General features: G+C 67.1%; 18 protein-coding genes and 3 pseudogenes. 14 read left to right on the top strand and 7 right to left on the bottom strand.

Annotated elements, in window-relative coordinates:
- Nucleotides 1-4 precede the first annotated feature (4 nt).
- From BLV94_RS09135 to BLV94_RS09125, 3 genes are all read right to left on the bottom strand, one after another.
- The gene (locus tag BLV94_RS09135; protein ID WP_072941984.1) at nt 5-742 is read right to left on the bottom strand and encodes a metal ABC transporter ATP-binding protein; all 738 of its coding nucleotides are present in this window, start codon (nt 740-742) and stop codon (nt 5-7) included.
- The gene (locus BLV94_RS09130; protein WP_304363139.1) at nt 739-1,665 is read right to left on the bottom strand and encodes a metal ABC transporter substrate-binding protein; all 927 of its coding nucleotides are present in this window, start codon (nt 1,663-1,665) and stop codon (nt 739-741) included. The genes BLV94_RS09135 and BLV94_RS09130 overlap by 4 nt, the downstream gene beginning before the upstream one ends.
- 136 nt (nt 1,666-1,801) lie before the next feature.
- Nucleotides 1,802-3,193, bottom strand: coding sequence for an NAD(P)/FAD-dependent oxidoreductase (locus BLV94_RS09125; RefSeq protein ID WP_072942436.1), 1,392 nt, complete (start codon nt 3,191-3,193; stop codon nt 1,802-1,804).
- Between the two features lie 203 nt (nt 3,194-3,396).
- On the opposite strand from BLV94_RS09125, the gene BLV94_RS09120 reads away from it, so the two are divergent.
- Entirely contained in the window at nt 3,397-3,942 is a 546-nt protein-coding gene (locus BLV94_RS09120) for an Lrp/AsnC family transcriptional regulator (protein WP_072941981.1), read from the top strand.
- A gap of 18 nt (nt 3,943-3,960) precedes the next feature.
- On the opposite strand, the gene nrdH is transcribed toward BLV94_RS09120, so the two are convergent.
- The 3 genes from nrdH to BLV94_RS50815 form a co-directional block, all read right to left on the bottom strand.
- On the bottom strand, nt 3,961-4,188 hold the full coding sequence (nrdH, locus tag BLV94_RS09115; protein ID WP_072941979.1) for a glutaredoxin-like protein NrdH: 228 nt from the start codon (nt 4,186-4,188) through the stop codon (nt 3,961-3,963).
- A 126-nt stretch (nt 4,189-4,314) separates the two neighbouring features.
- Complete coding sequence (locus tag BLV94_RS09110; protein ID WP_072941977.1) at nt 4,315-4,656, bottom strand: YciI family protein; 342 nt, start codon at nt 4,654-4,656, stop codon at nt 4,315-4,317.
- Between the two features lie 35 nt (nt 4,657-4,691).
- Entirely contained in the window at nt 4,692-5,027 is a 336-nt protein-coding gene (locus BLV94_RS50815; protein WP_244163568.1) for a hypothetical protein, read from the bottom strand.
- A gap of 1,105 nt (nt 5,028-6,132) precedes the next feature.
- Between BLV94_RS50815 and BLV94_RS09095 the strand changes: the two genes are divergently transcribed.
- Complete coding sequence (locus BLV94_RS09095) at nt 6,133-6,582, top strand: hypothetical protein (protein ID WP_072942435.1); 450 nt, start codon at nt 6,133-6,135, stop codon at nt 6,580-6,582.
- Between the two features lie 140 nt (nt 6,583-6,722).
- Here BLV94_RS09095 and BLV94_RS09090 read toward each other — a convergent pair whose 3' ends face one another.
- Nucleotides 6,723-7,682: a phospholipase D-like domain-containing protein gene (locus tag BLV94_RS09090; protein WP_072941971.1), complete on the bottom strand. Its 960-nt coding sequence runs from the start codon at nt 7,680-7,682 to the stop codon at nt 6,723-6,725.
- A 258-nt stretch (nt 7,683-7,940) separates the two neighbouring features.
- Here BLV94_RS09090 and BLV94_RS47900 point away from each other — a divergent pair.
- The 12 genes and pseudogenes from BLV94_RS47900 to BLV94_RS09015 form a co-directional block, all read left to right on the top strand.
- Nucleotides 7,941-8,553: pseudogene (locus BLV94_RS47900) on the top strand (transposase); the annotation flags it as partial.
- Nucleotides 8,554-8,667: 114 nt separating this feature from the next.
- A complete protein-coding gene (locus tag BLV94_RS09075; protein WP_072951824.1) occupies nt 8,668-9,729 on the top strand; it encodes a tyrosine-type recombinase/integrase in 1,062 nt (353 codons plus the stop codon).
- Nucleotides 9,726-11,192: pseudogene (locus BLV94_RS09070) on the top strand (tyrosine-type recombinase/integrase); the annotation flags it as partial. The gene BLV94_RS09075 and the pseudogene BLV94_RS09070, both read left to right, overlap by 4 nt.
- A gap of 104 nt (nt 11,193-11,296) precedes the next feature.
- On the top strand, nt 11,297-12,766 hold the full coding sequence (locus BLV94_RS09065; RefSeq protein WP_072951791.1) for a tyrosine-type recombinase/integrase: 1,470 nt from the start codon (nt 11,297-11,299) through the stop codon (nt 12,764-12,766).
- Nucleotides 12,766-14,487 carry a hypothetical protein gene (locus BLV94_RS09060; RefSeq protein WP_074933715.1) on the top strand — a complete coding sequence of 574 codons (1,722 nt, stop codon included), beginning with the start codon at nt 12,766-12,768 and terminating at the stop codon, nt 14,485-14,487. Before BLV94_RS09065 ends, BLV94_RS09060 begins: the two co-directional genes overlap by 1 nt.
- Complete coding sequence (locus tag BLV94_RS09055; RefSeq protein ID WP_074933713.1) at nt 14,484-16,679, top strand: site-specific integrase; 2,196 nt, start codon at nt 14,484-14,486, stop codon at nt 16,677-16,679. The genes BLV94_RS09060 and BLV94_RS09055 overlap by 4 nt, the downstream gene beginning before the upstream one ends.
- The gene (locus tag BLV94_RS09050) at nt 16,676-17,134 is read left to right on the top strand and encodes a hypothetical protein (RefSeq protein ID WP_074933710.1); all 459 of its coding nucleotides are present in this window, start codon (nt 16,676-16,678) and stop codon (nt 17,132-17,134) included. Before BLV94_RS09055 ends, BLV94_RS09050 begins: the two co-directional genes overlap by 4 nt.
- Entirely contained in the window at nt 17,128-17,760 is a 633-nt protein-coding gene (locus BLV94_RS47895) for a tyrosine-type recombinase/integrase (RefSeq protein ID WP_083395543.1), read from the top strand. The genes BLV94_RS09050 and BLV94_RS47895 overlap by 7 nt, the downstream gene beginning before the upstream one ends.
- A 48-nt stretch (nt 17,761-17,808) precedes the next feature.
- Nucleotides 17,809-18,054, top strand: a pseudogene (locus BLV94_RS09035) (transposase); the annotation flags it as partial.
- Nucleotides 18,055-19,197: 1,143 nt separating this feature from the next.
- Nucleotides 19,198-19,446: a hypothetical protein gene (locus BLV94_RS09025; protein WP_371851607.1), complete on the top strand. Its 249-nt coding sequence runs from the start codon at nt 19,198-19,200 to the stop codon at nt 19,444-19,446.
- 4 nt (nt 19,447-19,450) lie between these two features.
- Nucleotides 19,451-21,301: a hypothetical protein gene (locus BLV94_RS09020; RefSeq protein WP_072948652.1), complete on the top strand. Its 1,851-nt coding sequence runs from the start codon at nt 19,451-19,453 to the stop codon at nt 21,299-21,301.
- Nucleotides 21,301-22,098 (top strand): hypothetical protein, encoded by a 798-nt coding sequence (locus BLV94_RS09015; protein ID WP_072948653.1) that lies wholly within the window; start codon nt 21,301-21,303, stop codon nt 22,096-22,098. Before BLV94_RS09020 ends, BLV94_RS09015 begins: the two co-directional genes overlap by 1 nt.
- Nucleotides 22,099-23,271: the final 1,173 nt, after the last annotated feature.

Genomic DNA, 23,271 nt, shown 5'->3' with positions numbered 1-23,271 from the left:
ATTCTCAGGTCCTTGTCATCACGTCGAGGCCGAACGCGGCCGCCAGATTCTCCGGTTGCAGCACGACCGCCGGGTCGCCGTGCATCAGCACCGTGCGCAGCAGCAGGATCGCCTCGTCGGCCAGATCGGGTAGCGCATGCAGGTCGTGGGTGGAGACCAGGATCGCCGCGCCCGCGTCGGCGAGTTCACGCAGCAGCGCGGTGATGGTGGCCTCGGAGCGTTTGTCGACCCCGGCGAACGGTTCGTCGAGGAGAAGGATGGTGGCGCCCTGCGCGATTCCCCGGGCGACGAACGTGCGCTTCTTCTGGCCGCCGGACAGTTGCCCGATTTGCCGGTCCGCCAGGTCCGTGAGTTCGACGCGTTCGAGAGCGTGATCGACGGCCTCGCGGTCGGCCTTTCCGGGCCTCCGGGTCGGTCCCATGCGCCCGTACCGGCCGGTCATCACCACGTCCCGCACCGAGAGCGGGAACGTCCAGTCGACGTCCTCGCTCTGCGGGACGTACCCCAGCACCCCGGCCTTGCGCGCCGCGGCCGGCGCCGCGCCGTTGATGCGGACCACGCCGGTATCGGGTTTGACCGTGCCCATGATCGTCTTGAACAGGGTGGACTTTCCTGAGCCGTTCATGCCGACGAGTCCGCAGACGCGTCCGGGGCGAAGGGCGAGGGAGACCCGGTCGAGCGCGAGGACGTCGCCGTAGTGGACGGTGACGTCCTCGACCTCGACGGCCGGCTGCGCGGTCACGACCGCTGCCCGTTCAGTGCGGAGGTGAGGGTGTCGGCGTCGTGCCGGATCAGATCGAGATACGTCGGCACGGGCCCGTCCGCCTCGGACAGCGAGTCGACGTACAGGGTGCCACCGAACGCGGCGCCGGACGCTTCGACGACCCGTTGCATCGGCGCATCCGACACCGTGGACTCGCAGAACACCGCCGGAACCCGGTTCTGCTTCACGAACTCGATCGTCGACGCGATCTGCTGGGGAGTGGCCTGCTGCTCGGCATTGACCGGCCAGATGTACTTCTCCGTCAGCCCCGCGTCGCGGGCCAGGTACGAGAACGCTCCCTCGCACGTGACCAGCGCCCGTTCGTTGACCGGCAGTGCGCCCAGTTCGGCGACCAACTCGTCCTGCACGGCCTGCAACTGCGCCTTGTACGCGTCGCCGTTGGAGCGGTAGTCGGCGGCATGAGCGGAATCGAGTTCGCTGAACGCGGCGACCATGTTGTCGACGTAGATCTGCACGTTCAGCGGTGACATCCAGGCATGCGGATTCGGTTTGCCCGCATACGCATCTTCACCGATGGCGATCGGTTCGACGCCCTCACTGACGACTACGTGCTCGACGTCCACCCCGTCGACGAACTGGCCGAACCAGGCCTCCAGGTTCATGCCGTTGTCGAGGATCAGGTCGGCCTGCGCGGCCTTCTTGATATCGCCCGGGGTGGGCTCGTATCCGTGAATTTCCGCGCCCGCCTTGGTGATCGACTCGACGGTCAGGTTCTCGCCGCCGACATTCGCGGCGATGTCGGCGAGCACGGTGAACGTGGTCAGCACCACCGGTTTGTCGTCGGCGGGCCCGTCGCCCTTGCCGCACCCGGACAGCATCAGCGTCGCGGCCAGCGCTGTCAGTACCGCGGCAGCGGTCGCCGGCCGTCGTCGCGCACCCACCTTGAAGGACGTTATTTTCACGTGGCGAATCATAATGTTCGGCTCGCCGAAACCGCAAGTGCGGATCTTCGAGCTGCGTGCCGGGCGGGGCGAGATCGCGTCGTTCACGACTGCGCGCCCACGGCGGATGCGACCGTCAGCTCGCCTGCGCGACAGGGGCGTCCGCATCCTCCATACGACGCTCGAGGCTGTGCAGCTGCGCGATCGCATTGCGGGCGGTGATCTGCTGATGCGTGTTGGTCAGTTGCCCGCGCCAGGTGCCGAGGAAGGTCCAGGCCCACGACAACAGGGTGGCGACACGGCTCCGGAACCCGACGACGTAGACCACGTGCACGGCCAGCCACATGATCCACGCAAGGAAGCCGGTCAGCTCGACGCCGCCGATCTGGGCGACCGCGTTGAACCGGGAAATGGTGGCCATCGAGCCCTTGTCGCGGTATCGAAACGGTGGCCGTTCCGGCGCCGGGCGTCCCTTGGCCGCCGCGGCGACCTCGGCGGCGATCCGCTTCGCGGCGTAGCGGCCCCCTTGAATCGCGACCTGGGCGACGCCGGGCAGGCGATCACGCGACATCATGTCGCCGACGACGAACACGTCGGGATGGCCCGGCAGGGTGAGGTCTTCGTCGACGGCGACGCGGCCGGCGCGGTCGAGGGCGGCACCCGACTGGGCGGCGAGCTGCGCGCCGAGTGGGCTCGCCGCCACCCCCGCGGACCAGACCTTGCAGACGGACGCGATGCGGTGCTCGGTGCCCTCCGCATCCCGGACGGTCAGTCCGCCGGCGTCGACGTCGGTCACCGACGCACCCATTCGCACCTCGACACCGAGCTTTTCGAGGGTTTCCGCCGCCTCCGAACCCAGGTTGTCACCGAATGGCGGCAGTACCGCGGAGGCCGCGTCGAGCAGGATGATCCGCGCGTCGCGGGGGTCGAAGTTGGTGTAGGCCCCGACGAGGGTTCGGTGGGCGAGTTCGGCGATCTGACCGGCCATCTCGACGCCGGTGGGCCCGGCACCGACCACCACGAACGTGAGCAGGCGTGCCCGCTCCTGCGGGTCGGCGGTCACTTCCGCCTGCTCGAACGCGCCGAGGATGCGGCCGCGGAGTTCGAGGGCGTCGTCGATGGACTTCATCCCCGGGGCGTGTTCGGCGAAGTGGTCGTTGCCGAAGTACGACTGCTGCGCCCCGGCGGACACGATGAGGCTGTCGTACCCGGTGACGGTGGCCTGCCCGAGGTGTTCGGACGTCACCGTGCGTTCGGTCAGGTCGATGCCGGTGACCTCACCGAGACGGACGGCGGCGTTCGCTTGGTCCTTGAGGATCATTCGCGTCGACGGGGCGATCTCGCCCTCGGAGAGGATACCGGTCGCCACCTGATACAGGAGAGGCTGGAACAGGTGGTGGGTGGTGCGGTCGATCACCGTGACGTCCACGTCCGCGCGGCGGAGGGCCTTGATCGCGAACAACCCACCGAAGCCAGATCCGATCACCACGACGCGGTGGCGTGCGGGCGGGGACTGGGGGTTGCTCATCATGAGCCTTTCCGATCACGCTGGGAAGCGACGATCTCGGTGTCGGGGCATTTGCAGCCGTGGACCAGGGGAGTGGGACGGTGGTGCGGGCGGTGCTTGTGGTTCGTGAAGGTCTGCCGGAAAATTCGGCTGACAGGCACCAATGGTGAACAATCGGCGCACCGAATCCAAGGTGAAAGAAGAAAATTCTCTAGACTGGGCCGATGAAGAAGAATGTTCCGGGCACGCCGTATGCCGAAGGCCCGCGATCGAATGATGTTCGAGCGGGGGCGCCGATCGACGACATCGACAGGATCCTCCTCGATCAACTCTCGCGGGACGCCCGTACGCCCAACAACGCCCTCGCCGCGCTCGCGGGCATCGCCCCGTCGACCTGCCTGGGTCGGGTGCGCTCCCTGATCGACTGTGGAGTGATCCGCGGCTTCCACGCCGACATTGACCCCGCCACCCTCGGCAGGGATCTGCAGGCGATGATCGCAGTTCGCGTGCAGGCCAATGCAAGACAGCACCTCGGGCAGCTCGCCGAGCAACTCGCCACCCTCGAGGACGTGCTGAACGTGTACTTCATCGCGGGCGCCGACGACTACCTCATCCACGTCGCCACCGGCAGCAGTGAGGAGTTGAGGCGTTTCGTCCTCGACCACCTCAGCGCGCACCCTGCGGTCGCCTCGACCGAGACCATCCTGATCTTCGAACATGTGCGCCCGCGGCTCCGGGCGCCTCAGGTCGAGCAATCTTCAGGCCGCTGAGGGGTGGGCGCGCCTCGGTCAGGCCGCGGTGAGGGCCTTGATGCGGTCGGGCCGGAAACCGGCCCAATGGTCGTCACCGGCCACGACGACGGGCGCCTGCAGGTAACCGAGAGCCCGCACGTAGTCGTGGGCGTCGAGGTTGCGGGTGATGTCGACGACCGTGTAGTCGAGGCCTTCCTTGTCCAGGGCGCGGTAAGTGGCGGTGCATTGCACGCAGGCCGGTTTGGCGTAGATCGTGATGGTCATCGTGCGCTCCGCTCTGTCTGGTGTGTGCCGGCGGGGGACCGGAAGCATATGCGTTCCGGTCCCGGTTCGCCCGGCGAGCGGCGACGGCGGAGCCTCGTGGGCGATTCCCAGCGAGGTCGAGACCGGTCAGCTGGCGGGGTCGTACCCGAACGCGCGCACCTCCTGCGCGCACCGGCAGGCAACTGCGAGCTTCGCGGCCCATTCCAGTGCCGCCTCACGGGACGGCAGTTCCAGTACCGCGTAGCCGCCTTCGAGCTGAGTCGTCTGCGGGTACGTGCCCGCGGTCACCGTTCCGTCCCCGTCGACCATGACCGGTGGAACACTTTCGTCGATGCCACCGCCGAACACCCAGACGCCGGCGTCCTTCGCCTCTTGAACCACCGCGTGCGACGCATCGGACACTGCCTGCAGATCCCCGTCGGGAATGACCATGGCACCACTCGGGAACGAGATCAGGTACTTCGTCATCGGGTCGACTCCTTCTTCGCGTCGGAATGGCGGACTCAGGATAGACACGACATTAGGGGACCACGCCGACAAGCGATTTCAGTCGAACGCAAGTTCGATAATCTGCCACGGTGACGGTTCGGCGGTCGGGCGCAGTGGATGACATCCGATGCTGCGATGCCCGCGTGCACCCAGAATGTCGTGACCGCATCATCGACACCGTCCAGGTTCGTCGGCGACGTCGCGACCGGTCTCGGCCAGGTGGAAGAGCTGTTCGGCTCGGTCCATCTGGTGACCTCGGCCATCAGTTCCGCCACCTGCTCATCCCACTGCTCATCCGAGGCGTGATCCGGCCGGACCAGGAAGAGGTCGATGTCACTGTCGATCGTCATCGTTCCGTTTGCCGCCGACCCGAACACGGCGGCATACCGTGCCCTGCTTGCTCAATCGTTGCAGCACCTTCTGTAATCCCCTCTTTCGAATGGCGGTGCAGCACCCGGTGCAACTGGCCGGTCGTGAACCTCGCCTCGGATGCGGCGCCCAGTGCAGCGAGCACGTCACCGTCGAGCGTGGGCCTCACTGTTTCAGGTACTCTCCGCCGCCCCGACTGTCGTTGTCTCGGAATCGGTGGATTCTGTAATCGAAAAGTCATACCCAACAGCGTATTTGGTGCTTTGTTCGATCTTCCGGCTGCGGGGTGATGTCGTGGTGCTCGGGTTCGGCGGGGACGTCGTGCATGCCGTTTGCGTGCGGAGTGACCGCCTGGTGGCCGGCGCCGTACGGATCGAGTACCGGCCGGCGGGGCCGCGTCACCGGTGAGCTGCCATTCGGCGAGTCCGGTGTGACGGTCGGCAGGTCGGTCGAAGAAACTCGTGTACCAGGTAACGGCGGCCTCGACGTCGACGACAGAGGCTACTGCGCTGACGTGGCTGGGCTTGATGGTCATTTTCTCCAGTGGACCTGAGTAGTGATCGATCGACCGTCGATTCAACGCCCGGTCCATCCATGTTGTGCGGGCAGCGAGATCGATGTGACGCTCCGTCGGTCCGGGGTGTTCGGCGTGAGGCACGGTGATGCGCGATAGTGGCAGGGGTTCGGACTCGGGCCGCCCACTTCGAGGAGGACTTTGCGGTGTCACTGTCGCTGGCCGTGTTGGCGGACCTGGCCGAGGAGCAGGGTCGGGGCACCGTTGAGTTGGTGTCGCCGCGGGTCCTGATGCGGAGTGTGCGCAGAGTGCCGCGCTCGACGGTGTCATCGGACGGCTGTCGGACCGCTGTGGGCGGTGTGGGTTGACACCGGTCGAGTCGGCGCCGTGGCCGCCTGGGGATGTCGACTGCCTTCGAGGCGTGTGGGGTGGCACGGTCCCGGCTCGGTGGGGTCCGCGCGACCACGGTGTCGTTGTCGCTCGGTCAGCTTCGGGCCGCTTCCCCGCCCCCGGTGCCGGACGAGTAACCGAACCCACGCCATATCATCCGCCCGATATCCAGGAGAATGCCGATGCGCAGCTTCGTCCATGTGGTCCTGTTCGCGTGCGCCATTGCAGTCGCGATCGGTGCCTTTCTTCCCGTGGTCGGCGGCATTTCCCCGGGCGACGTCGCGGTGATCGATCTGCGCGACGGCTTCCCTGCCGGAATCACCGTCGAGCAGATCGAGAATCAGGCCGTGACCTTCTACCGGTCGATGACGGTGTTGCTGTTGGGGGCTGCGGCCTTGCTGCTGGTCGCCGCGTGGGTGGGTTCATGTGCGGCCGAGTGGGTGGGGGTGATCGTAGGGATCGGCACCCTCGCGGTGTTCGGGTGGCGGCTCAATGACCGTGTCGGCGACTACCTCCGGGACAACTCCGACACCGTGTTCACCGATCGCTGGGGGTTGTATCTCGCCGGTGGTGGCCTGATCGTCGCGCTGGTGGCGTTACTGGTGCCGAAGGAACGACCGGCGGCGGCGTGATTCGGGCGGTCTGACTCGGTTCACAGGGACTGCACCTGGACCGACGACGTCGCCCACTCCACCCGGGTCGGCGGCCGCACACACCGCGTCGCCGGTCATGTCGTACGCACGGGGTCGAGCCGGGAATCGTGCGGATCGGCTCACAGGTTCCAGAGTCGAAGCAGCGCGGCCCGCAGGCTGGCGGAAACGATGCGGTGGTCGGTGCGCAGCCGGGGGCCCGGGTGCCCGAGGTCGGCGAGCAGTACTTCCGCGTCGGTCACCGCGATCGGCTCCAGGTCGATCCGGGTACGCAGGTGGTGTGCCACCGCTGTGCGGGTGTGGGGGATCGCGATCGGGTCGGAGTCCACGACCGCGGGCGGGTAGAGCCATTCGTTGTCGGCTGTGACCTGGAGCAGGACGTCGCCACGCTGGAGCCGGCCGCGGCCGCGGCCGGCGGGGGTGTCGATGCGGAACCATTCGAGCTGGTATTTCGCCGCCGGACCCGCGGACGTACTGTGGAGGCTGGTGTGGGCTGCGCGCTCGTGTTGTTCCGCGGCGCCGGGCTGGTAGTGGGTGATGTGCCACAGGAACATCCGGGTTACCGGGGTGGGGAGGAAGTCGGGTTCGGCGCGGTTGCGGCCGCCGATCCCGGGCAGGGGTACGGCCCGGCCGATCTGCCAGATGGCGGTGGCGTTGTCGAGGAACAGCTGGTCGACCTCGGTGATCTCGTCGATACCGTTGATGAATGTCCGGACGGCGGCCACGATCTCGGGATCATCGGTGATGACCACGGCCTCATCCGAGATCGTGGAGCTGTGGGAGGCGCCTGCGGAGCCGATGACAGCCCACCTACCGGTGGCGATCACGCCTGTGTGCAGGTTAGGCGACGACAGCACCCGCACCCCGGCGGCCACGTAGTGCGCGAGCGCGGCCGGGGAGGTGGCGTGGGCGCGCACCGCGGCCCGCGAGGCGTTCACGACGAGGACGTCTCCGGCGCGCAGCGGCAGCAGGGTGGGGGCGTCCTGGCCGAGGTAGGCGATCGCGGCGTGCCGAGGTCCGCGCGTGCGGATGGCGCGGGTGATGTGCGGCCAAGGGCTCGGCCCGTGGAAGGTGGTCCCCATACCCGGAAAGAGTAGCGGGATGATCACGGTTAGCGTCTTTGCAGCAGTGTCGGCGGCCTTCCTCCCTCACAAGGTCCGAGGCTCCCGTAGTTCTTCGGCGGAGACGGGGCGCGGCGCGGGTCGGGATCTCGGAATTCGCTCGAGGAGTGACATAGAGCGTGTGGGACTGGGCTGTAGATGATGCCGACGTTTGAGCTCGTATACGTTCGACGTGATCACCCGGGTGTCGCCCGTCGCGCCTCCGCATGTCCCCAGCGCCTCGATGCACAAGTCGAGGCGTTTCGTAGCCGGCCGCTCGACGCCGGCCCATACATGTTCGTTGCCGCCGACGCCCCCGCCCTCGAGGTTCACGAGAACGGGCGGGTGGTCAACATGCACACCCTGGTCGCGGTCGGCGTCAACGCCGAGGGCTACCGGGAGATACTCGGTGTGGATGTGACCTCGTCCGAGGACGGTGCCGGCTGGCTGGCGTTCTTCCGCCCGCTCGTGGCACGCGGCCTGTCCGGGGTCGGGTTGGTGACCTCCGACGCCCACGCCGGGCAGGTGGCGGCGATCGGCGCGACCCTGCCCGGTGCCTCGTGGCAGAGGTGCCGAACGCATGCTCGACGAACCTCATGGCGGTGACCGGAGAAGGCGTCGTGGCCGTGGGGGTACCGCCCGCTTGCGGGGGGAGGGTGAAGACACTGCTGCACTCGGTCTACGACCAACTCGACGCCGATTCCGTTCATGCTCAACATGATCGGATCATCAACGCACTGCCGAGAAGCTGCCGAAGGTTGCCGACCACCTCGATGCCGCGCGATCGGACCTGTTGGCGTTCACCGCATTTCCCATGCAGATCTGGAAACAGATCTGGAGCAACAATCCGCGATCGGTTAACCGGCTCTCGGGCGACACGATTCTGTCCGCGGCGTGAGGTCCGGGGCCGCCGCCCGGATGGGGCGCATGCTGACGGTGGCGGCTCGATTCACGAGAGGAGCAGACGATGGCCGTTCGGGTGCAGACGGCGGGCGACGGTTATGTGGTCGACGGCGAGTGGGAGGGTTGCGCGGCGGCGAACGCGTTCCTCAAGCATCTGGCCGGGCGGGCGTTCAGCGTGGCGACGGTGCGGGCGTATGCGTTCGATATGCTGAATCTGGCGCGGTTCCTGATCGACCGCGATGTCGGATTGGCGGCGGTGACGCCGGTGACCGTGTTCGAGTGGATCGACTGGCAGGGCGTGCGCCGTGATCCCCGACCCGGTGCAGCACCGAGGAACGGCCGGCAGCGGACGACGGCGGCGTCGACGATCAACCGGCGGGTCGCGGCGGTGCGGGCATTGTTCGAGTACCTGGTGATGACCGGGGTGCGCGCCGACAATCCGGTGCCCTCACCCCGGCGCGGGCAGGGGTTACGTCCGTCGGGGCGGGGTTTGCTCGGGCATCTCGGGCCCGGCCGGCCCCGGGCCGGAGGCCGGCTGGTGCGCCAGCCGCGGTTGCTGCCCGAGTCCCTCGACGCCGACGCGGTGGACGTGTTCGTCTCGTCGCTGCGCACCCATCGGGACCGGGCGATGGTGTGGGCGATGCTGCTCGGCGGTCTGCGCAGCGCCGAGGTGCGGTCGCTGCGGCTGGCGGAGGTCGACTTCGGTCGACGTCGGCTGCGGGTGCTCGGCAAGGGTTCGAAGGAGCGGGTGGTGCCGGTCGATGCGGTGTTCTTCACCGAACTGTCGGCCTATCTGCGCCTCGAGCGGCCACCGGGGTTGGCGACACCGGAATGTTTTGTGGTGCTGCGCGGCCCCACGCTGGGGGCGCCGGTGACCGAGGCCGGGCTGCGGTCGTTGTTTCGGCGGCACCGAGAGCTGTCCGGCGCGGGTCGGGTGCGTCCACACCGGCTGCGACACACCTACGGCACCGAACTCGCCTCCGCGGGAATCGATCTGATGGTACTGCGGGAGTTGATGGGGCACGCGTCCCCGGAGACCACCGCCGAGTACGTGCACCTGTCGATCGAGCAGCTCGCCGCCGAATACGGCGCCGCCCGGGCCAGTCTCGCCGGGGAACGGCGATGACCACCGCATCGACGACCATGGTGGCCCCGGACACGGTGCTGGCCGGCTATCTCGACCACGTCGCCACCCTCGGGCTGGGCGGAAGGGCCGTCCGCGGCCGCACCCGCATCGCGAGCACGTTTCTGGCCGCGCACCCGGATCTGCAGGAATGGATGGCCCGGCCTGCATCGGACCGGCTCACCGAACTCCGCAGTGCCGGGGCTTGGCCGCTGCTGTGTCACGTCATCGGGCGAGACGAGCTGCGACTGGACCTCGAGTTCGCCGCCGTCAAGAACCTCACCGGACTCGGCAGTGCGATCGAGGCGCGCGACCCGGACGGGTTCGCCGCGGCCCGGACCGCCGGACTGGCCTTGGGCTGGACACCGTCATGGGTGGAGACCGTCCTCGGCGAGTGCCTGGCGGTGCTGCTCGCCTGGCACGGCGGATCCGTCAGCGGCATCACCAACGACACCGTCGACGATTTCGATGCCGCATTGGCTGCAACACAAGCTATTCCACCGTCGTCGCGCCGGGCCTACCGCAATCGGATCGCGGGTCTGCGGCAGGTGCTGTTCGAGGCCCGCATCGTCGACACACCACCACGGCGCCGCGTCTGGGCCCGCAGCTATGGCCAACGGTTCGCCGACGTTCCGATGGCCGACGCGATCCGCGAGACGCTATTGCGCTATGTCACCGTCCGGGCCGCGGTGCTTCGCCCGAAGTCCGTCGAATCACTGATCAACGACCTGCTGCCATTCGCAGACTATCTCACCACACACCACCCCGAGGTCACCTCCCTCGACGGTCTCGACCGCAGTCACATCGAGGGCTTCCTCGTCTGGAACCGCACCCGCACCTGGCGCGGGCAACGCGCCGCCGCCGGCGCCGGACGCACCATCTCGATGGCGGTGATCCAATCGACGGTGCTGAGCCTGCGCAACCTGCTCGACGACATCACCGCATGGGGCTGGGAGCAGGCACCGCCGCGCCGGCTGGTCTTCGCCGCCGACGTCCCCAAACTCGACCAACCCTTGCCCCGCGCACTGGCACCCGACGTCGACGGCGTGGTGATGAACGCTGTTGCCGGGTTGGAGGATCCGTTCGCTCGCATCGGGTTGACGGTGCTCCGCGGTGCGGGGTTGCGGGTCGGGGAACTGCTCGACCTCGAGCTCGGCAGCGTCGTCGACTACGGCCCGGCCGGGACCTGGCTGAAGGTGCCGCTGGGCAAACTCGCGACCGAGCGCATGGTGCCGCTGTCGGCGGCCACGGTCGCGGCGTTGGACGAGTGGAGCGGCGGGCGCGGCGTCTGCCGGCCGCTGCCGCATCCGCGGACCGGAGCTTTGACCGATTTCCTGTTCGTCGCGCACGGCCGCCGCCTCGGCCAGACCCGGCTGCGCAATGGGCTGCTCGCCGCCGTCGAGCAGTCCGGGCTGCGCGGCGCCGGCGGCGCACCGTTGGTGGTGACACCGCATCAGCTGCGGCATATTGTCTCTGCTTAGTTCCCGTGTTGCATTAGACCCGAAGGTGAGGGCGACCTGGGGGTTTGGTTGTTGCGCCGAGCCGTGTGGTGTTTCTACTGTCAGCGCCCATGATCTTGAGCTACTTCTCGTCGCTGGACTGGCGGTCCTGGGACCTTGAGCATCGTCCCGTGATCCCGGAGGGGATGGCGTTCCTCATCGATGACGATCTGTTGTTCGAGGACGGCCCGGCCGCGCCGCGGCAGGCGTCCGTGGTGAACCGGTGGCTGCGGGAGCTTCCGGCCAGCGGGGCTCCGGCGCCGAGTTCGTGGGAGAACTACGCGCGGGCGGTCAAGGAATGGGCGGAGTTCCTCGCCGAACACGGCGTGGGGTTGTTCGATACCCGGGAACGGTTGAAAGCTGGGCTGAGTCGCTATGCGGAGCACCGCGCAGCGGGGCCGGCGCGGTCGCGGTTCGCGGCGACCACATGGGGCCAGCACATGAGCATCCTGTCGCTGTTCTACCGGTGGGCGATGGAGGAAGGGTTCGCGTCTGCCGAACCGTTCACCTACCGGTCGGCGCGGGCGGTCTTCGCCGGGACCGGCCGGGAGGTGCGGGTGAATCTGGCGGTGCGCCGCACCCCGAAACCGCATGTGACCATCAAGTATCTGGAGCCGGACTTCACCGACCTGTTCCGGAAAGGGTTGCGGGGGCTGGCGCCGGACGGCAACCGCGACACCGGGTTCGCGGGCCGGGAGATGACCCGCAACGCCGCGATCGGTGATCTCGCGCTGGCGACCGGGTTGCGGTTGGGCGAGTTCACGCATTTGCTGCCGTGGGAGATCCCGGCACTGCCGCCGGCGCGGACGGCGATCCCGATCCCATTTCCGGTGCCGGCGGGAATCACCAAGGGCCGCAAGTTCCGCACCACCTGGATCTCCTACGACGCCCTGGCCGGGCTGCACGACTACCTGCAGCTCGATCGCGCAGCCGTCACCGTCGAATCGAGCTGGCGGCCACCACGACGGTGGGGCGAGCCGATGCACGTGAGCGAACCGGACGCCCGCGGCGGCCGGATCAACGGCATCCGCCGGTCGTGGGAGTCATTGACCCCGCCGGAGCGGCGGCGGCTCGTGGCACCGGAGGGCGGGTCGTGCCTGCTGGCGGTCAAGGCCGACGGTGGACCGTTCACGGCGTGGGCGACGGTGTTCGAGCGCACCGCCGACCGGATCCGGGCCCGGTTCGAGCCGCGGTTCCCGCACGTTCACCCGCACCGGCTTCGTCACTGCTTCTCGATGCAGACTTTGGAATATCTGGTGACCGGCTACTACCGGCAGGCAGCGAAGCTGGTGCGCCACACCGATGCCGACGCGGCGCTGATCTTTTACCTGACCAAGGCCGATCCGCTGCTGGTGCTGCGAGATTTGCTCGGGCATTCGACCGTGTTGACCACCGAGAAATACCTGAAGCGTCTTGATACCACACGGATTTACCGGCAGGCCTACGAAACCGAGGGCGCGGCAGCCGGACTCATCGATGCTACCGCAGCCCAGTGGGAAGCCGACGCCGAATTCGACCATGACACCGACGGGGATCTGTGATGCCGACGAGAGTGACCGACGAACCGCTTGGCTTGAGCTGTGTGTTCAGCGACGGCAGCCGGGCGGAGTTCGACCTGGCGGGGTTGCCGAACCCTCGGTTGGCGCGTGATCTGGCAGTCGGGCTCCTGGAGCTGATTCATCCGCACGGCAGCGCGAACTCGGCCGGAACGGTCGATGCCTACGCGGGTGCACTGAGAGCAATGGTTCGCGCGCTCGCCGAGCAGGGTTTCACCGGCGGCGCGAGTGGGCTGCGCCGCGGACAGCTTGCGCAGTTCTGGATGGCGGGCCCCAGAAGGTTGGAGGCATACACCCGCGCCATGGTGGAGGGATATGCCCGATCCGGCGGCGGCCTCGGCGACGGGGTGCTGGAATTGGCGGCGGGCCGACACTTCAATATCCAGCCCAACCGTCGACCACTGCCGCCCTATCCCGAAGTCGAATGGCAGGGTCTGATCACCGCATGCCGCACGGTCGTCGAGGAGTCGTATGCGACGCACCGCCGCGCACTGGCCGCGATCGGGCAGGGCCGTCATCCCGCCGAGCACGGATGGACATGGGAGAACTTCTGCTGGCTGCTGGAACGGCTCGGCCCGGTCAGCACTCCCGTGTTCGCCCACACGATCGGCGTGACGCACAGCGTGTTCCACAATCGGCGACCACCAGCGTTCTATGACGCCCTGAGGGCGGTGTTCCCGCACCTGGACGCCGTCATCGCCTACCGGCTGCTGTTCGGCGTCTACTCCGGCATCGTTCCCGACGGCATCGCCGACCTGGGGGTCGACGACATCGAATGGGCCGGGGACTCGACCGTTCTGCTGTCCTACGTCAAACGCCGCACCGCGGCGGAGACCCTGAACCTGCCGCGTCCGGCGGTGCGTCTGCTCGAGCAGTGGCTGACGCACTCGTCGCTGCTGCGCAGCCTGGTCGCACCAAGCGACCGCGACCGGCTGTGGTTGGGCCTGAGTTACGTGGGCAAACCCGTCCTGATCCGCGAGATCAATCGGGTCAGCATCCAGCGATGGGTGAACCGCCACGGCGTGCTCGGGGCCGACGGTCGGCCGTTGAAGATCCATCGAGCACGCATCCGCACCACGCACCATGCGATGCGCGAGAGGAAGACCTGGACAGGCAACGCACGCGCCACGATCGACCCCAATCACACGCCCGCTGTCGAAGGCGACCACTACCTGTCGGTGACGACCCCGGGCCAACGGCACGCGGTCGAGGCGGTCATCGAGGATGCCCAGCACGATCTGTTGCGCCGCGCGCATCCGCCCACCGTGATCGCCGAGGAGGACGCCGCCGCGCTGGCCGACGGCTACCCGCAACTGATGGCGGCGATGAATCTCGACGACCACGCGATCGCCGATTTGGTCGGCGGCGCGCGCGATGTGTTCACCGCAGCATGCGGTGATCAGCTGGCCGGCCTGCACGGTCCGGTCGGCAAGCCGTGTCCGGCCAGGCCGTGGGTCTGCCTGCTCTGCCCGCTGGCGGTGTTCGCGCCGCGGCACGCGGTGAACCTGCTGCGGCTCAAGGCGTTCTTCTCCCGCCAATGGCAGCAGCTGCCCGCCGCGCAGTTCATGGCGGTGTTCGGGCCTTACGCGACTCGGATCGATCAGATCCTGGGCCGGTTCGACCCCGCCGAACTCACGGCCGCGGCTTCCCGGGTCACCGACACCGACGACGAAATCCCCCTTCGCCCAGAGGAACGCACCGCATGACGACCTTCGCCACCAACAGCGCCCGCGAACACCGGACATCAGTCTTCACCGGCGCCGATGTCTGTCTGCAGGCGGGTCTGACACTGCCCGACGACGTTCGCCGCCCCCTGTTCGACGACGACTTATGGGACTTCACCGAGGTCGTCGGGTTGGCAGTCAACATCCCGTTGGCGAACCGCCGCTTCGACTTCGCCGTGATCGGCGACCCGCGATGGCGCATGGTCGCCAAGGAGCTGATCATCGCCGCCCTCGCCCCGCGGCATCCCGCCGTCGCCGAATTGCCCAGGGCATACCGCACACCGCTGCATCTGCGCAGCTGCATCGGACGGCTGGGCGAGCTGACGCGACTGTTCCGCTGGCTCGACCGGCGACACGTCACCACGCTGGCCGAAATCGACACCCACACCTGCGAGGCCTACCTGGCATTCCGGCGCTACATCCTCGACGAGGACGGCAATGTTGTCGGTGAACAGAGCCCCGCGGTTCGACGCGCTGCGGCGCAGATCATCGTCGACCTGGTCAACCACCGAGACCTGTTCACCGCCGACCGCGTCCGCGCCGATCTTCGCCCCTGGGGCGGCGCATCGGCTTCCGCCGTCGCCGAAATGCGTTCCGGCCGTGACGGAAACACCACGCCCGCCGTTCCCGACGAGATCCTGCAGCCGATGCTCGCGGCGGCGCTGCACCTGATGCAGGTCCTCGGCCCGCACGCGGTCGCATTGAACCAGCAGGTCCGCGAACACGACCGCGTCCATTCGGTCAGGATCGGACAGCGGCGTCAAACCACCACCTCTGCGGTCGACGACATCGTGACCGTGTTGGCCGACTACACCAGGACAGGGACGCCGCTGCCCCGACACGAAGACCATGAGATCACCAAACGGCTGGCCGCCGGATGGTCAGCCGACGACCTACTGCTGCCCGTCGCCACCGGGATTCTCGCCAGGCAGGCCGGACGCCGCAATATCGACTCCCGTTGGTTGCCGCGACTGCGCGGACCGCTCACCAACGCAGTCGCCGCGGTCGGGGTCGAGAAGGTATTCGCTCGCGACGCCGAACAGGCGCCGACCGCCGACGGCGCGACACGGCCCTGGAGCCTGCCGCTGCACCGATCGCAGGCCGTCGCCGTGGTCGGGATCGTCCGAACAGCCGCGATCATCGTGCTCTCGGCATCATCAGGGATGCGCAGCAGCGAGTTGATGGAACTACGTGTTGGCTGCCGCCGCCCGATCGAGGAACCCATACCCGGGCTCATGCGCTACCGCATCGCCAGCAAGATCGTCAAAGGCCAGCCGCTCGGCGGCACCGACGACGAATGGGTCGTCATCGAACCGGTCCACCGAGCTGTCGAACTCATCGAACAACTGCACGACGATCCACGCGATGATGCTCTTCTGTTGTCCCGGTTCAGCTTCCGGGTCCGTTACATCTGGTTCCGCAACTGGGTCAACTCTTCGGCAGGAGAACGCCTGGGCCTGGCCCCAATTCCCGAGGGACCGGTCTCACTGCGGATGCTCAGAAGAACGATCGCGCTGGAATTGGCCTATCGCCCCGGCGGGGTTCTCGCAGCAAAACTGCAGCTCAAGCATATCGCAACCGCAACAACCGAAGGCTATGCGGCCCGGCCGGGTGGCGCTCAAGCCGAGTTACTGGCCGAGGTCAACAAGCATGAAGCCGACCGCAACCTTCAGCTGATACTGGCCGAGTTCCACAACTACCGCAACGGCATCCTGCCCTCCGGCCCCGGCGCACGAAACCTCACCGAGTACTTCGCCACCGTCGACGCCGACGTGAACGCGGAATCGGCTGCGGCACCGAAGGTGCAGCGCAACGATCGCGACATCCTCAACCTGCTGTCCAAACGAGCCAAGGTCCTGCACCTGGGCCCGGCGAACTACTGCTGGTTCGTCGACCCGTCCCGCGCCCTCTGCCTCAAACTGGCCGGCACCCCGACCGCGACGCGGCCGATGATCGGCATGTGTGACTCGGCGCGTTGCCCGCAGGCCACCCACCACGATGTCCATCGCTCCGTCTGGGCCGAACACGCCGAACGCACCAAGATCTTCCTCGGCCAACTCGGCAAAACCCGCACCACCGAGCGCACCCGCCTGCAAGCCGACCACGACCGCGCAGTCCGGGTCATCGCCGATATAGACGCGGCCACAACCACCACAAACAGGGACCTGCCATGAGAATCAGTGCCAACCAACGCACCCAGAACGAGAACCGCATTCGCGCCGCCATCGACCGACTGCTCCGCGGCGAGATCCCACCCGGCGGAGGCTGCGATATCAAGACCCTCGCCGCGGAGGCCGGCGTCGATCGCACCGCCTTCTACGGCAGCAGGCCCTACGCGCACCTACGCGCCGAGTTCGAACACCGGCTTGAGCAGCTACAGAGCAACGGCGACACCCCCGACCCGAAGACCGCGCGAATCGCACGACTGAAAGCAGAGATAGACAAGCTCAAAGAGCGCCTGAACCAGGCCCATTCGACCATCGAGGAGCTCACCGACTTCCGCGGCCAGGCACTGGCGAGGCTGGCCGCACAGCACGAAGAAATCCTCCGCCTCCGCGCCGCCGCAGACCCGAACACCACCGTCACCCGCCTGCCGACGACACGCCAGAAAATCATCGGGCCATGCTGACGCGAGATCGAGCGGTGACGTCAGTCACAAACACTAACGTCTTATCGCTACACAGGCGGCCACGAGCGTCGCGAACTCCGCGCCGGAGACCCTCCATTTCAAACGCAACACGAACCCGACCGCACACGGCCTCTGCGGACACAAGGCACACCTGGGCGACCGAACTCGCCAATGCCGGAATGAGCCTGCAGGCGTTGATGGCGCTGCTCGGGCACGTCACTCCTCAGATGACTCTCCGCTACGCCACCCTCGCATCGCCGACGCTGCGCGACGCCTACGACCAGGCCATGGGCAAGATGCGGCGGCGGTTCACCCTCACCCCGGTCGGCAAACCGATCGTTCCCGACACCGTCAGCTGGCTCGGCAGCGAGATGCTCAAAACCCGCCTCGCCCATGGCTACTGTTCTCGGCACGAGGCGGCCGGAGCCTGTCCCTATGCCAACATCTGCGAGACCTGCGACAACTTCGTCACCGGACCCGAATTCCGCGACACGCTCGAGGCGCAACGCACCGACGTCCAGGCACTCGAAGCCGATGCCTGCGACCGCGGCTGGCCCGACGAAGCTGCTCGCCACCACCGCGTTGCAGACGCCCTGACCGATCACCTTCACCGGCTCGACCGCTGACCCAAATCGCGAACCTGAGGTTGACCCACACGCGAAGGCCGGTTAAAGGAGCGTCTCAATAAGGAAATCCGCCGGAGAACCGATGTGGTCGGGACCTTCCCCGGCCGCACCGCGTTGATCCGCCTCGTCGGAGCCGTCCTCGCCGAGCAACACGATGAGTGGATCGAGGGGCTCCGCTATCTCGGTCTCGACGTGCTCGCCCGTTCTCGTGGCGACAACACCACGACCGAACCTGACCAGGAGGTGACACCCGCGGAGCTAACCGCATACCCCCCACGAGGAGTCACGCGATGAACTCGTACACCACGCCTCGGGACTCGACCCGATTCAGCGTGATCCCGCTTGTGTGGAGCGTCCCGATGCGTAGCTGTACCGATCCGCCTCCGGCGGGCGATACACAGCGCAGGAGGTGGTTGCCGTGGATCTTTACTTCTGGTCTCCGTTCTGGCCTGCGGTGCCCAACTTCCTTGCGTGGTGAAACGCCCTTCTTTTCACCAACCGGAGGTGATGACGGTGATTCCGATCCCGCCGTATGGGTTAGACCGATCGGCAAATAGGACTGCTCTCAATAGCATCGCGGGGGCTTCGGCAGCCTCTGCCAGACGCGCGACCAGCAACGGATCCGTCCGGCTACGCGCAGCTCGACGCCTGACAGGGGGTGGACCATGTTTTGAACCGCTTCGATGCCCCGCAGCATGACTACTCTCGCCGGGATCGCACTCGCGGCACTGCTGCTCGCGGCTCCGCCGGCGAGCGCAGCCCCGACCGACACGGTCCTGCCGATCCCCTTCGCGGGACTGACCAATGGACCGACTGGATTCACCAACCCGCCGTCCAGTACGTTCATCTCTGTCCTAACTGACCCAGACGAGCCGGGAATCACTCGATTCCGCTGCGGCGCATACCCCTACTGCGATCTAGTCGTCCACTGGCGGAACCTATCGACCGGCGCGAGTGGCGCTGCGGACCTCTTGTACGGACCTTCTCGGGGGGTCGCCCAGACTGGATCCGGGACGGTGGTTGCTGCCTTCACAGCGGGCGGTATGCCCGGTTACCTGGGCACGCCCACCACGCTGCTACCGGGCGCCGGCGTTTGGCCAGTTCCTTAACCTGGATCCGCTGCTCGAGCGATCTGGATCAGGCATCCGCGGCGATCATTGCCGCTCCATTGACCGGATTCTGAGAATGGGCGTGTCTCACAACGTGTGGAGTCGGGCAGTTTTCTGCATCCAAACATGCGTGCACATCTGCGTGTAATAGAGCGTGCGAACTTGCGTGTATCGACTAGGATGGGTTGCAGTGGCGGCCGGCAACACGCGCGGCGGCCAAGGCCAGTGGGGCAAAGGAGTGGGCATGGCGCAGGCCGGAAAACGTGGAGGCCACTCGTCGCGACCGAGTGAGAGAGGCCGAACCTCGAAGCTGCACAACGATGCCCGTGTGTCGGGAGGTAGCCCCGAGGTGGGGCCGTCCATTGCAGGTTTGACGTCGAAGCTCGAGTCCCGCAGGGGTCCGGTGAAGGTGCAGCTGAACACCTGGGTGCTGGCGTCGACGGAGGCCCGGTTGAAGTGGCTGGTGAAGAACCGACAGTTCACGGTCACCAGCGTGGTGGACGTGGCGCTGCAGGAGTTGCTGGACCGCTACGACGTACCGCCGGCCGACCCTGATGGTCGGATCGGGGAGCAGTAGAGCGATGAGCCGTCCGTGGGAGCAGATTGCCCTGTTCGACCTGCACCAGCCCTCCGCCCCGGATCCTGCCACCGACGATACCGACGAGATCGACGCGGAGGAGACCGCTGTGGCGGAACCGTCGACACCTACCGCTGCCACGGAACCAGCGGAACCAGCGGAACCAGCGGAATCGCCGGCTGCGCCGGCGCCCGAGCTAACAACCTCGAGCCGGCCGGTGTGGGAGTCGCTGCCGGTGGGTGCGGAGGCGGATGAGCACGCTGTGATCGTGACCGTCGACGGGACGTACACGCCGTCGGGGCGGGAGTTGACCGGTCCCGTCGATTCGGTGGAGAAGCTGGACAAGTTGATCCGGTGGGCCGCTTTGACGCCGTTGGGTGCTCCTCCGCAGGTGTGGATCGTGGGCCAGGGCGCGTGTGAATCCTTGGGGTGGGTGATCGATCCGGGCAGCGAGGACGACTTCGACGACATGGAGGCGCTGCGCACCCGCGCCGCCGCCGACCTGACCGCGGTCCTGCAGGCCACGTTGACGCCGATGCTGAGCGCGGGGTGGGAATTGCGCGGCGATCCGGGGCATGTGGTGCACCTGTCCCGCAGCATCGGCAAGTTCACCTCGATGGTCGATGTGGTGCTCGAGCCGTACGTGTGGACGTACTGGAACAAGGACTTCGGTTGGAACAACCGGGTCGGGGAGATGGGGATCCTCGGTTCACCGACGGCGGGAACGTATCTCCCCGACGACGACCTGCCGGCCGCGCGGGAGTTGGGTCGCCGGTTGGCGTGGTCCGCGAAACACCTCGGCGTGCTACCGGGGCCGACACCGGCGCGGACCGGCGCCGCGATCGTCGACAAGATCAAGCGTGAACGCACCCGGTCGGGCAAGGGCCTGGTGGTGGCGACGGCGGGCCCGGTGCCGCCGCTGGACGGCGCCCCGCGCGGGGACCTCGAACCCGCCGTGGGTTGGACCCAGGTCCCCGACGAACAGGACCTCGAGGGGACGAGCCGGTTGGTGTCGATCGACCAACGCGCCGCGTACCTGGCGTCGGCCGGGATGCTGGAATTCGGGTACGGGCAGCCTGCCCATTTGACCGGCGGGGCGGCGGCCGGTGCGGCGGTGGGGGACAAGGGTGCCCCGTTCGGGCTGTGGCGGATCACCCTCCCCGCGGGGCAAACGTTGTCGCTGCCCGAGAAACTGCCGTTGCCGCACCCGCATATGCTGGCGGATCAGCCGGTGCAGACGTGGGTCACCTCCGTGAGCCTGGACGGGTTGTGCGCACCGGTGACGGATGGGGGGATCGGCGCCGACCTCGACGATCTGGACATCACCGAGGCCTGGGTGTACCCGCAGCAGGGCCGGGTGTTGGACAAGTGGGCGAAGATCCTCCGCGAGGCGCGCAAGGCCGCGGTGGACACCGAGGATGCGGCGACGAAACGATTCCTCGGGTCCTGCTACAAGGGATATATCGGGCGGATGGTGAACCCGGACATGTGGACCGCGACCCGGATGGCCCATCACCACCAACCTTTGTGGCGGGCGGCGATCATCGCGCACTGCCGGTGGCGGGGCCGGCGGGTGGCGATGCGGATCGGCCGCGAGCACAATCGTTGGCCGATCCGCACCGTCACCGACTCCTGGGTGTATCTCCTCGCCGACGGGGAGGACATCGCCGATCCGAGTGCGGCGTTGGGGAAGATGTCGGTGGAGAAGGACACCCCCCTCACCGGCCCACTCCGGTCCGCGTTGGCGTCGGCTCAGGATGTGCACGAGGTGAATCTGGTAATCCGGGCGGTCTTCGCCGACGACGAGAACACCGACGACGAGTTCGCCTTCGAGGATGGGGAGGGGGCGCTCTGATGGCCCTGCACCTGCCGAAGCCGCGCACCACGAAACCGGCGCAGCAGGCGGTCGGTCTGGACGGCCTCAGGGTGTCCGTCGCGAACGCCGCGACCAGCGGGGTGGAAAAATCCAAGCAGGTCAAGTCCGGGGGTTTGGCCGGGCTGACCAGCAAGGTCTCGGTCACACAGCTGCGGAAGGAGCTCGGCAACGAGGGTTTGCGGCAGGCGGCGATCGATGCCGGCCGCACACCCCCATCCGCGCGCACACTGCGCCGGTGGGCGCAACAGGGCCGCATCCCGCATGCCGATATTCTCGAGCGTGCCCAGCGGCGTGCGGCGATCGAACGCCTCGGCGGTATCGACGCGGTGGCGGCGATGATCGGCCGGTCCCGCTCCGCGGTGTCGCGGTATCGGTCGGGGGAGACGAACGAGCTGCGGGCCGATGCCAGCAAGAAACTCAAAAACGTGAAGGCACAGGACATCATGAAGCGAGCCGGGGTGTTGCGGCCGGACGGAACCCCGAAACGGGCGGTCATCCGGGTCAGGGGCGGTGTCATGGTGCGCAACGGGGCCGACGAGGGGTACGACTACCGGGTCCGCACATTGGATTTCGCGAACTCGGACACCCCGTTCAGCAGCGATGAGTCCCGCGAACTGGCCGCCGCGTTGGCCAACGATGATCACGCCCGGGTCGTCGCGTTGCTCGAGCGGCACGCCACCCTCGACTACCCGGAGAACAAGGGCTTCGACAGGTACAGCGACCAGTTCGGGTTCCACTTCGACCACATCGACTCCGTCCACATCGACTGGATCTGATCACAGGACGAACCCAACCGCCAGCGGAGAAGTCGTTTCCGCAGGTCAGGTTACGGAAGGCGCTGCTATTGCGGCTAGCGTTTCCTGTGTTCCGCGCAATACGCGCGAACGGCAATATCAGTGCGGCGCCGCTGTCCGGTTCAGCGATTCACGCTGCGATAGGCGACGCGCAGCCCTCGCGGGCTATTCGGATGAGGTGGTCAGCAGGGTCGGGGGTCAGTCGTTGAGGGCCGGCGCTGCTGCAGAGCGTCTACTCGATAGTTCGCATTTGTCGTGATCCATATGCACTTTGCGGGCTGGGGTCACGCCTGGTGTTGCGCAAGTAAGTGAACCAGCTTTTGCCCGAGGGTAGTCTTCATGGCGACACAGACCCTCCGAGGCATGATTGGCGGCCGCGGATTGCCTAACCTTGAGCAGTGACCAACGGCCAGACGGAATTCACAGGCGGGCAGAATGTTTCCGCCCTGTTCGGCGATAAGGATCAGGGTTCGGGCCATCGATACGACTGGGGGTTGTTCGCTGATTGGTGCGCAGCGTTCCAGGCATCTGCATTGCCCGCAGATCCTCTCGCTCTTGCGAGCTTCCTCGACGAAAATCCTGTACGTGGGCGAGGGTAGACCTCGGCTAGCCTCCGCACGGATTGCGCGGCGCACTTCATGTCCGAGACTGCCTTCCAGAGTCGGACAGAGAATTGGGAAGCCGACATGCCGAAATGCCGAAATATCTCGGCGTTTGGTGCCCCACCGTATGGGATCCACATCTGGGCGAAGCCGACAATTTCCTCGGTTTCCCGCGGGACACGACGACGAATTCTCTCAGCTGTGACGGCCTGGAGCCTTCGGCGGCGCGCTTGCTTGTACGCGCGAATCTGAGTCGCGAGCGCGGGACCTCTGTCTGTTGGACGCCCATTATCGCCGTTGGATTGATGTAGGGGAGGGATGGTGGTCATCAGTCGTCCTCATGAATGGGATCCGAGAAGTGAACCGCTCACCGGTGTACACGATGCACAAGCGCGGACTGCGAGAGTAGGGACAGCGGGGTGCGCACCAAATTCCTGGCGCACAGCGTGACCGTTTGCCGGCCGTTCATCGACACCTGCGGGCCTGACGAAGCGATCCATCGTCCGTCGGAGCTGTTCGTCCTCGAGTGGCCGTCGTCTATTCCTACCGCCGG

It is taken from the genome of Rhodococcus koreensis (assembly GCF_900105905.1).
In the GTDB taxonomy this organism is placed as follows: domain Bacteria; phylum Actinomycetota; class Actinomycetes; order Mycobacteriales; family Mycobacteriaceae; genus Rhodococcus_F; species Rhodococcus_F koreensis.
This window is presented reverse-complemented; position numbering and strand designations above follow the sequence as displayed.

Bases quoted from the DNA above. Each gene is read 5' to 3' on its own strand.
- BLV94_RS09125 (WP_072942436.1), bottom strand. From the start codon at position 3,193: ATGAGCAACCCCCAGTCCCCGCCCGCACGCCACCGCGTCGTGGTGATC.
- BLV94_RS09120 (WP_072941981.1), top strand. From the start codon at position 3,397: ATGAAGAAGAATGTTCCGGGCACGCCGTATGCCGAAGGCCCGCGATCG.
- nrdH (WP_072941979.1), bottom strand. From the start codon at position 4,188: ATGACCATCACGATCTACGCCAAACCGGCCTGCGTGCAATGCACCGCC.
- BLV94_RS09110 (WP_072941977.1), bottom strand. From the start codon at position 4,656: ATGACGAAGTACCTGATCTCGTTCCCGAGTGGTGCCATGGTCATTCCC.
- BLV94_RS50815 (WP_244163568.1), bottom strand. From the start codon at position 5,027: ATGACGATCGACAGTGACATCGACCTCTTCCTGGTCCGGCCGGATCAC.
- BLV94_RS09095 (WP_072942435.1), top strand. From the start codon at position 6,133: ATGCGCAGCTTCGTCCATGTGGTCCTGTTCGCGTGCGCCATTGCAGTC.
- BLV94_RS09090 (WP_072941971.1), bottom strand. From the start codon at position 7,682: ATGGGGACCACCTTCCACGGGCCGAGCCCTTGGCCGCACATCACCCGC.
- BLV94_RS09075 (WP_072951824.1), top strand. From the start codon at position 8,668: ATGGCCGTTCGGGTGCAGACGGCGGGCGACGGTTATGTGGTCGACGGC.
- BLV94_RS09065 (WP_072951791.1), top strand. From the start codon at position 11,297: ATGATCTTGAGCTACTTCTCGTCGCTGGACTGGCGGTCCTGGGACCTT.
- BLV94_RS09060 (WP_074933715.1), top strand. From the start codon at position 12,766: ATGCCGACGAGAGTGACCGACGAACCGCTTGGCTTGAGCTGTGTGTTC.
- BLV94_RS09055 (WP_074933713.1), top strand. From the start codon at position 14,484: ATGACGACCTTCGCCACCAACAGCGCCCGCGAACACCGGACATCAGTC.
- BLV94_RS09050 (WP_074933710.1), top strand. From the start codon at position 16,676: ATGAGAATCAGTGCCAACCAACGCACCCAGAACGAGAACCGCATTCGC.
- BLV94_RS47895 (WP_083395543.1), top strand. From the start codon at position 17,128: ATGCTGACGCGAGATCGAGCGGTGACGTCAGTCACAAACACTAACGTC.
- BLV94_RS09020 (WP_072948652.1), top strand. From the start codon at position 19,451: ATGAGCCGTCCGTGGGAGCAGATTGCCCTGTTCGACCTGCACCAGCCC.
- BLV94_RS09015 (WP_072948653.1), top strand. From the start codon at position 21,301: ATGGCCCTGCACCTGCCGAAGCCGCGCACCACGAAACCGGCGCAGCAG.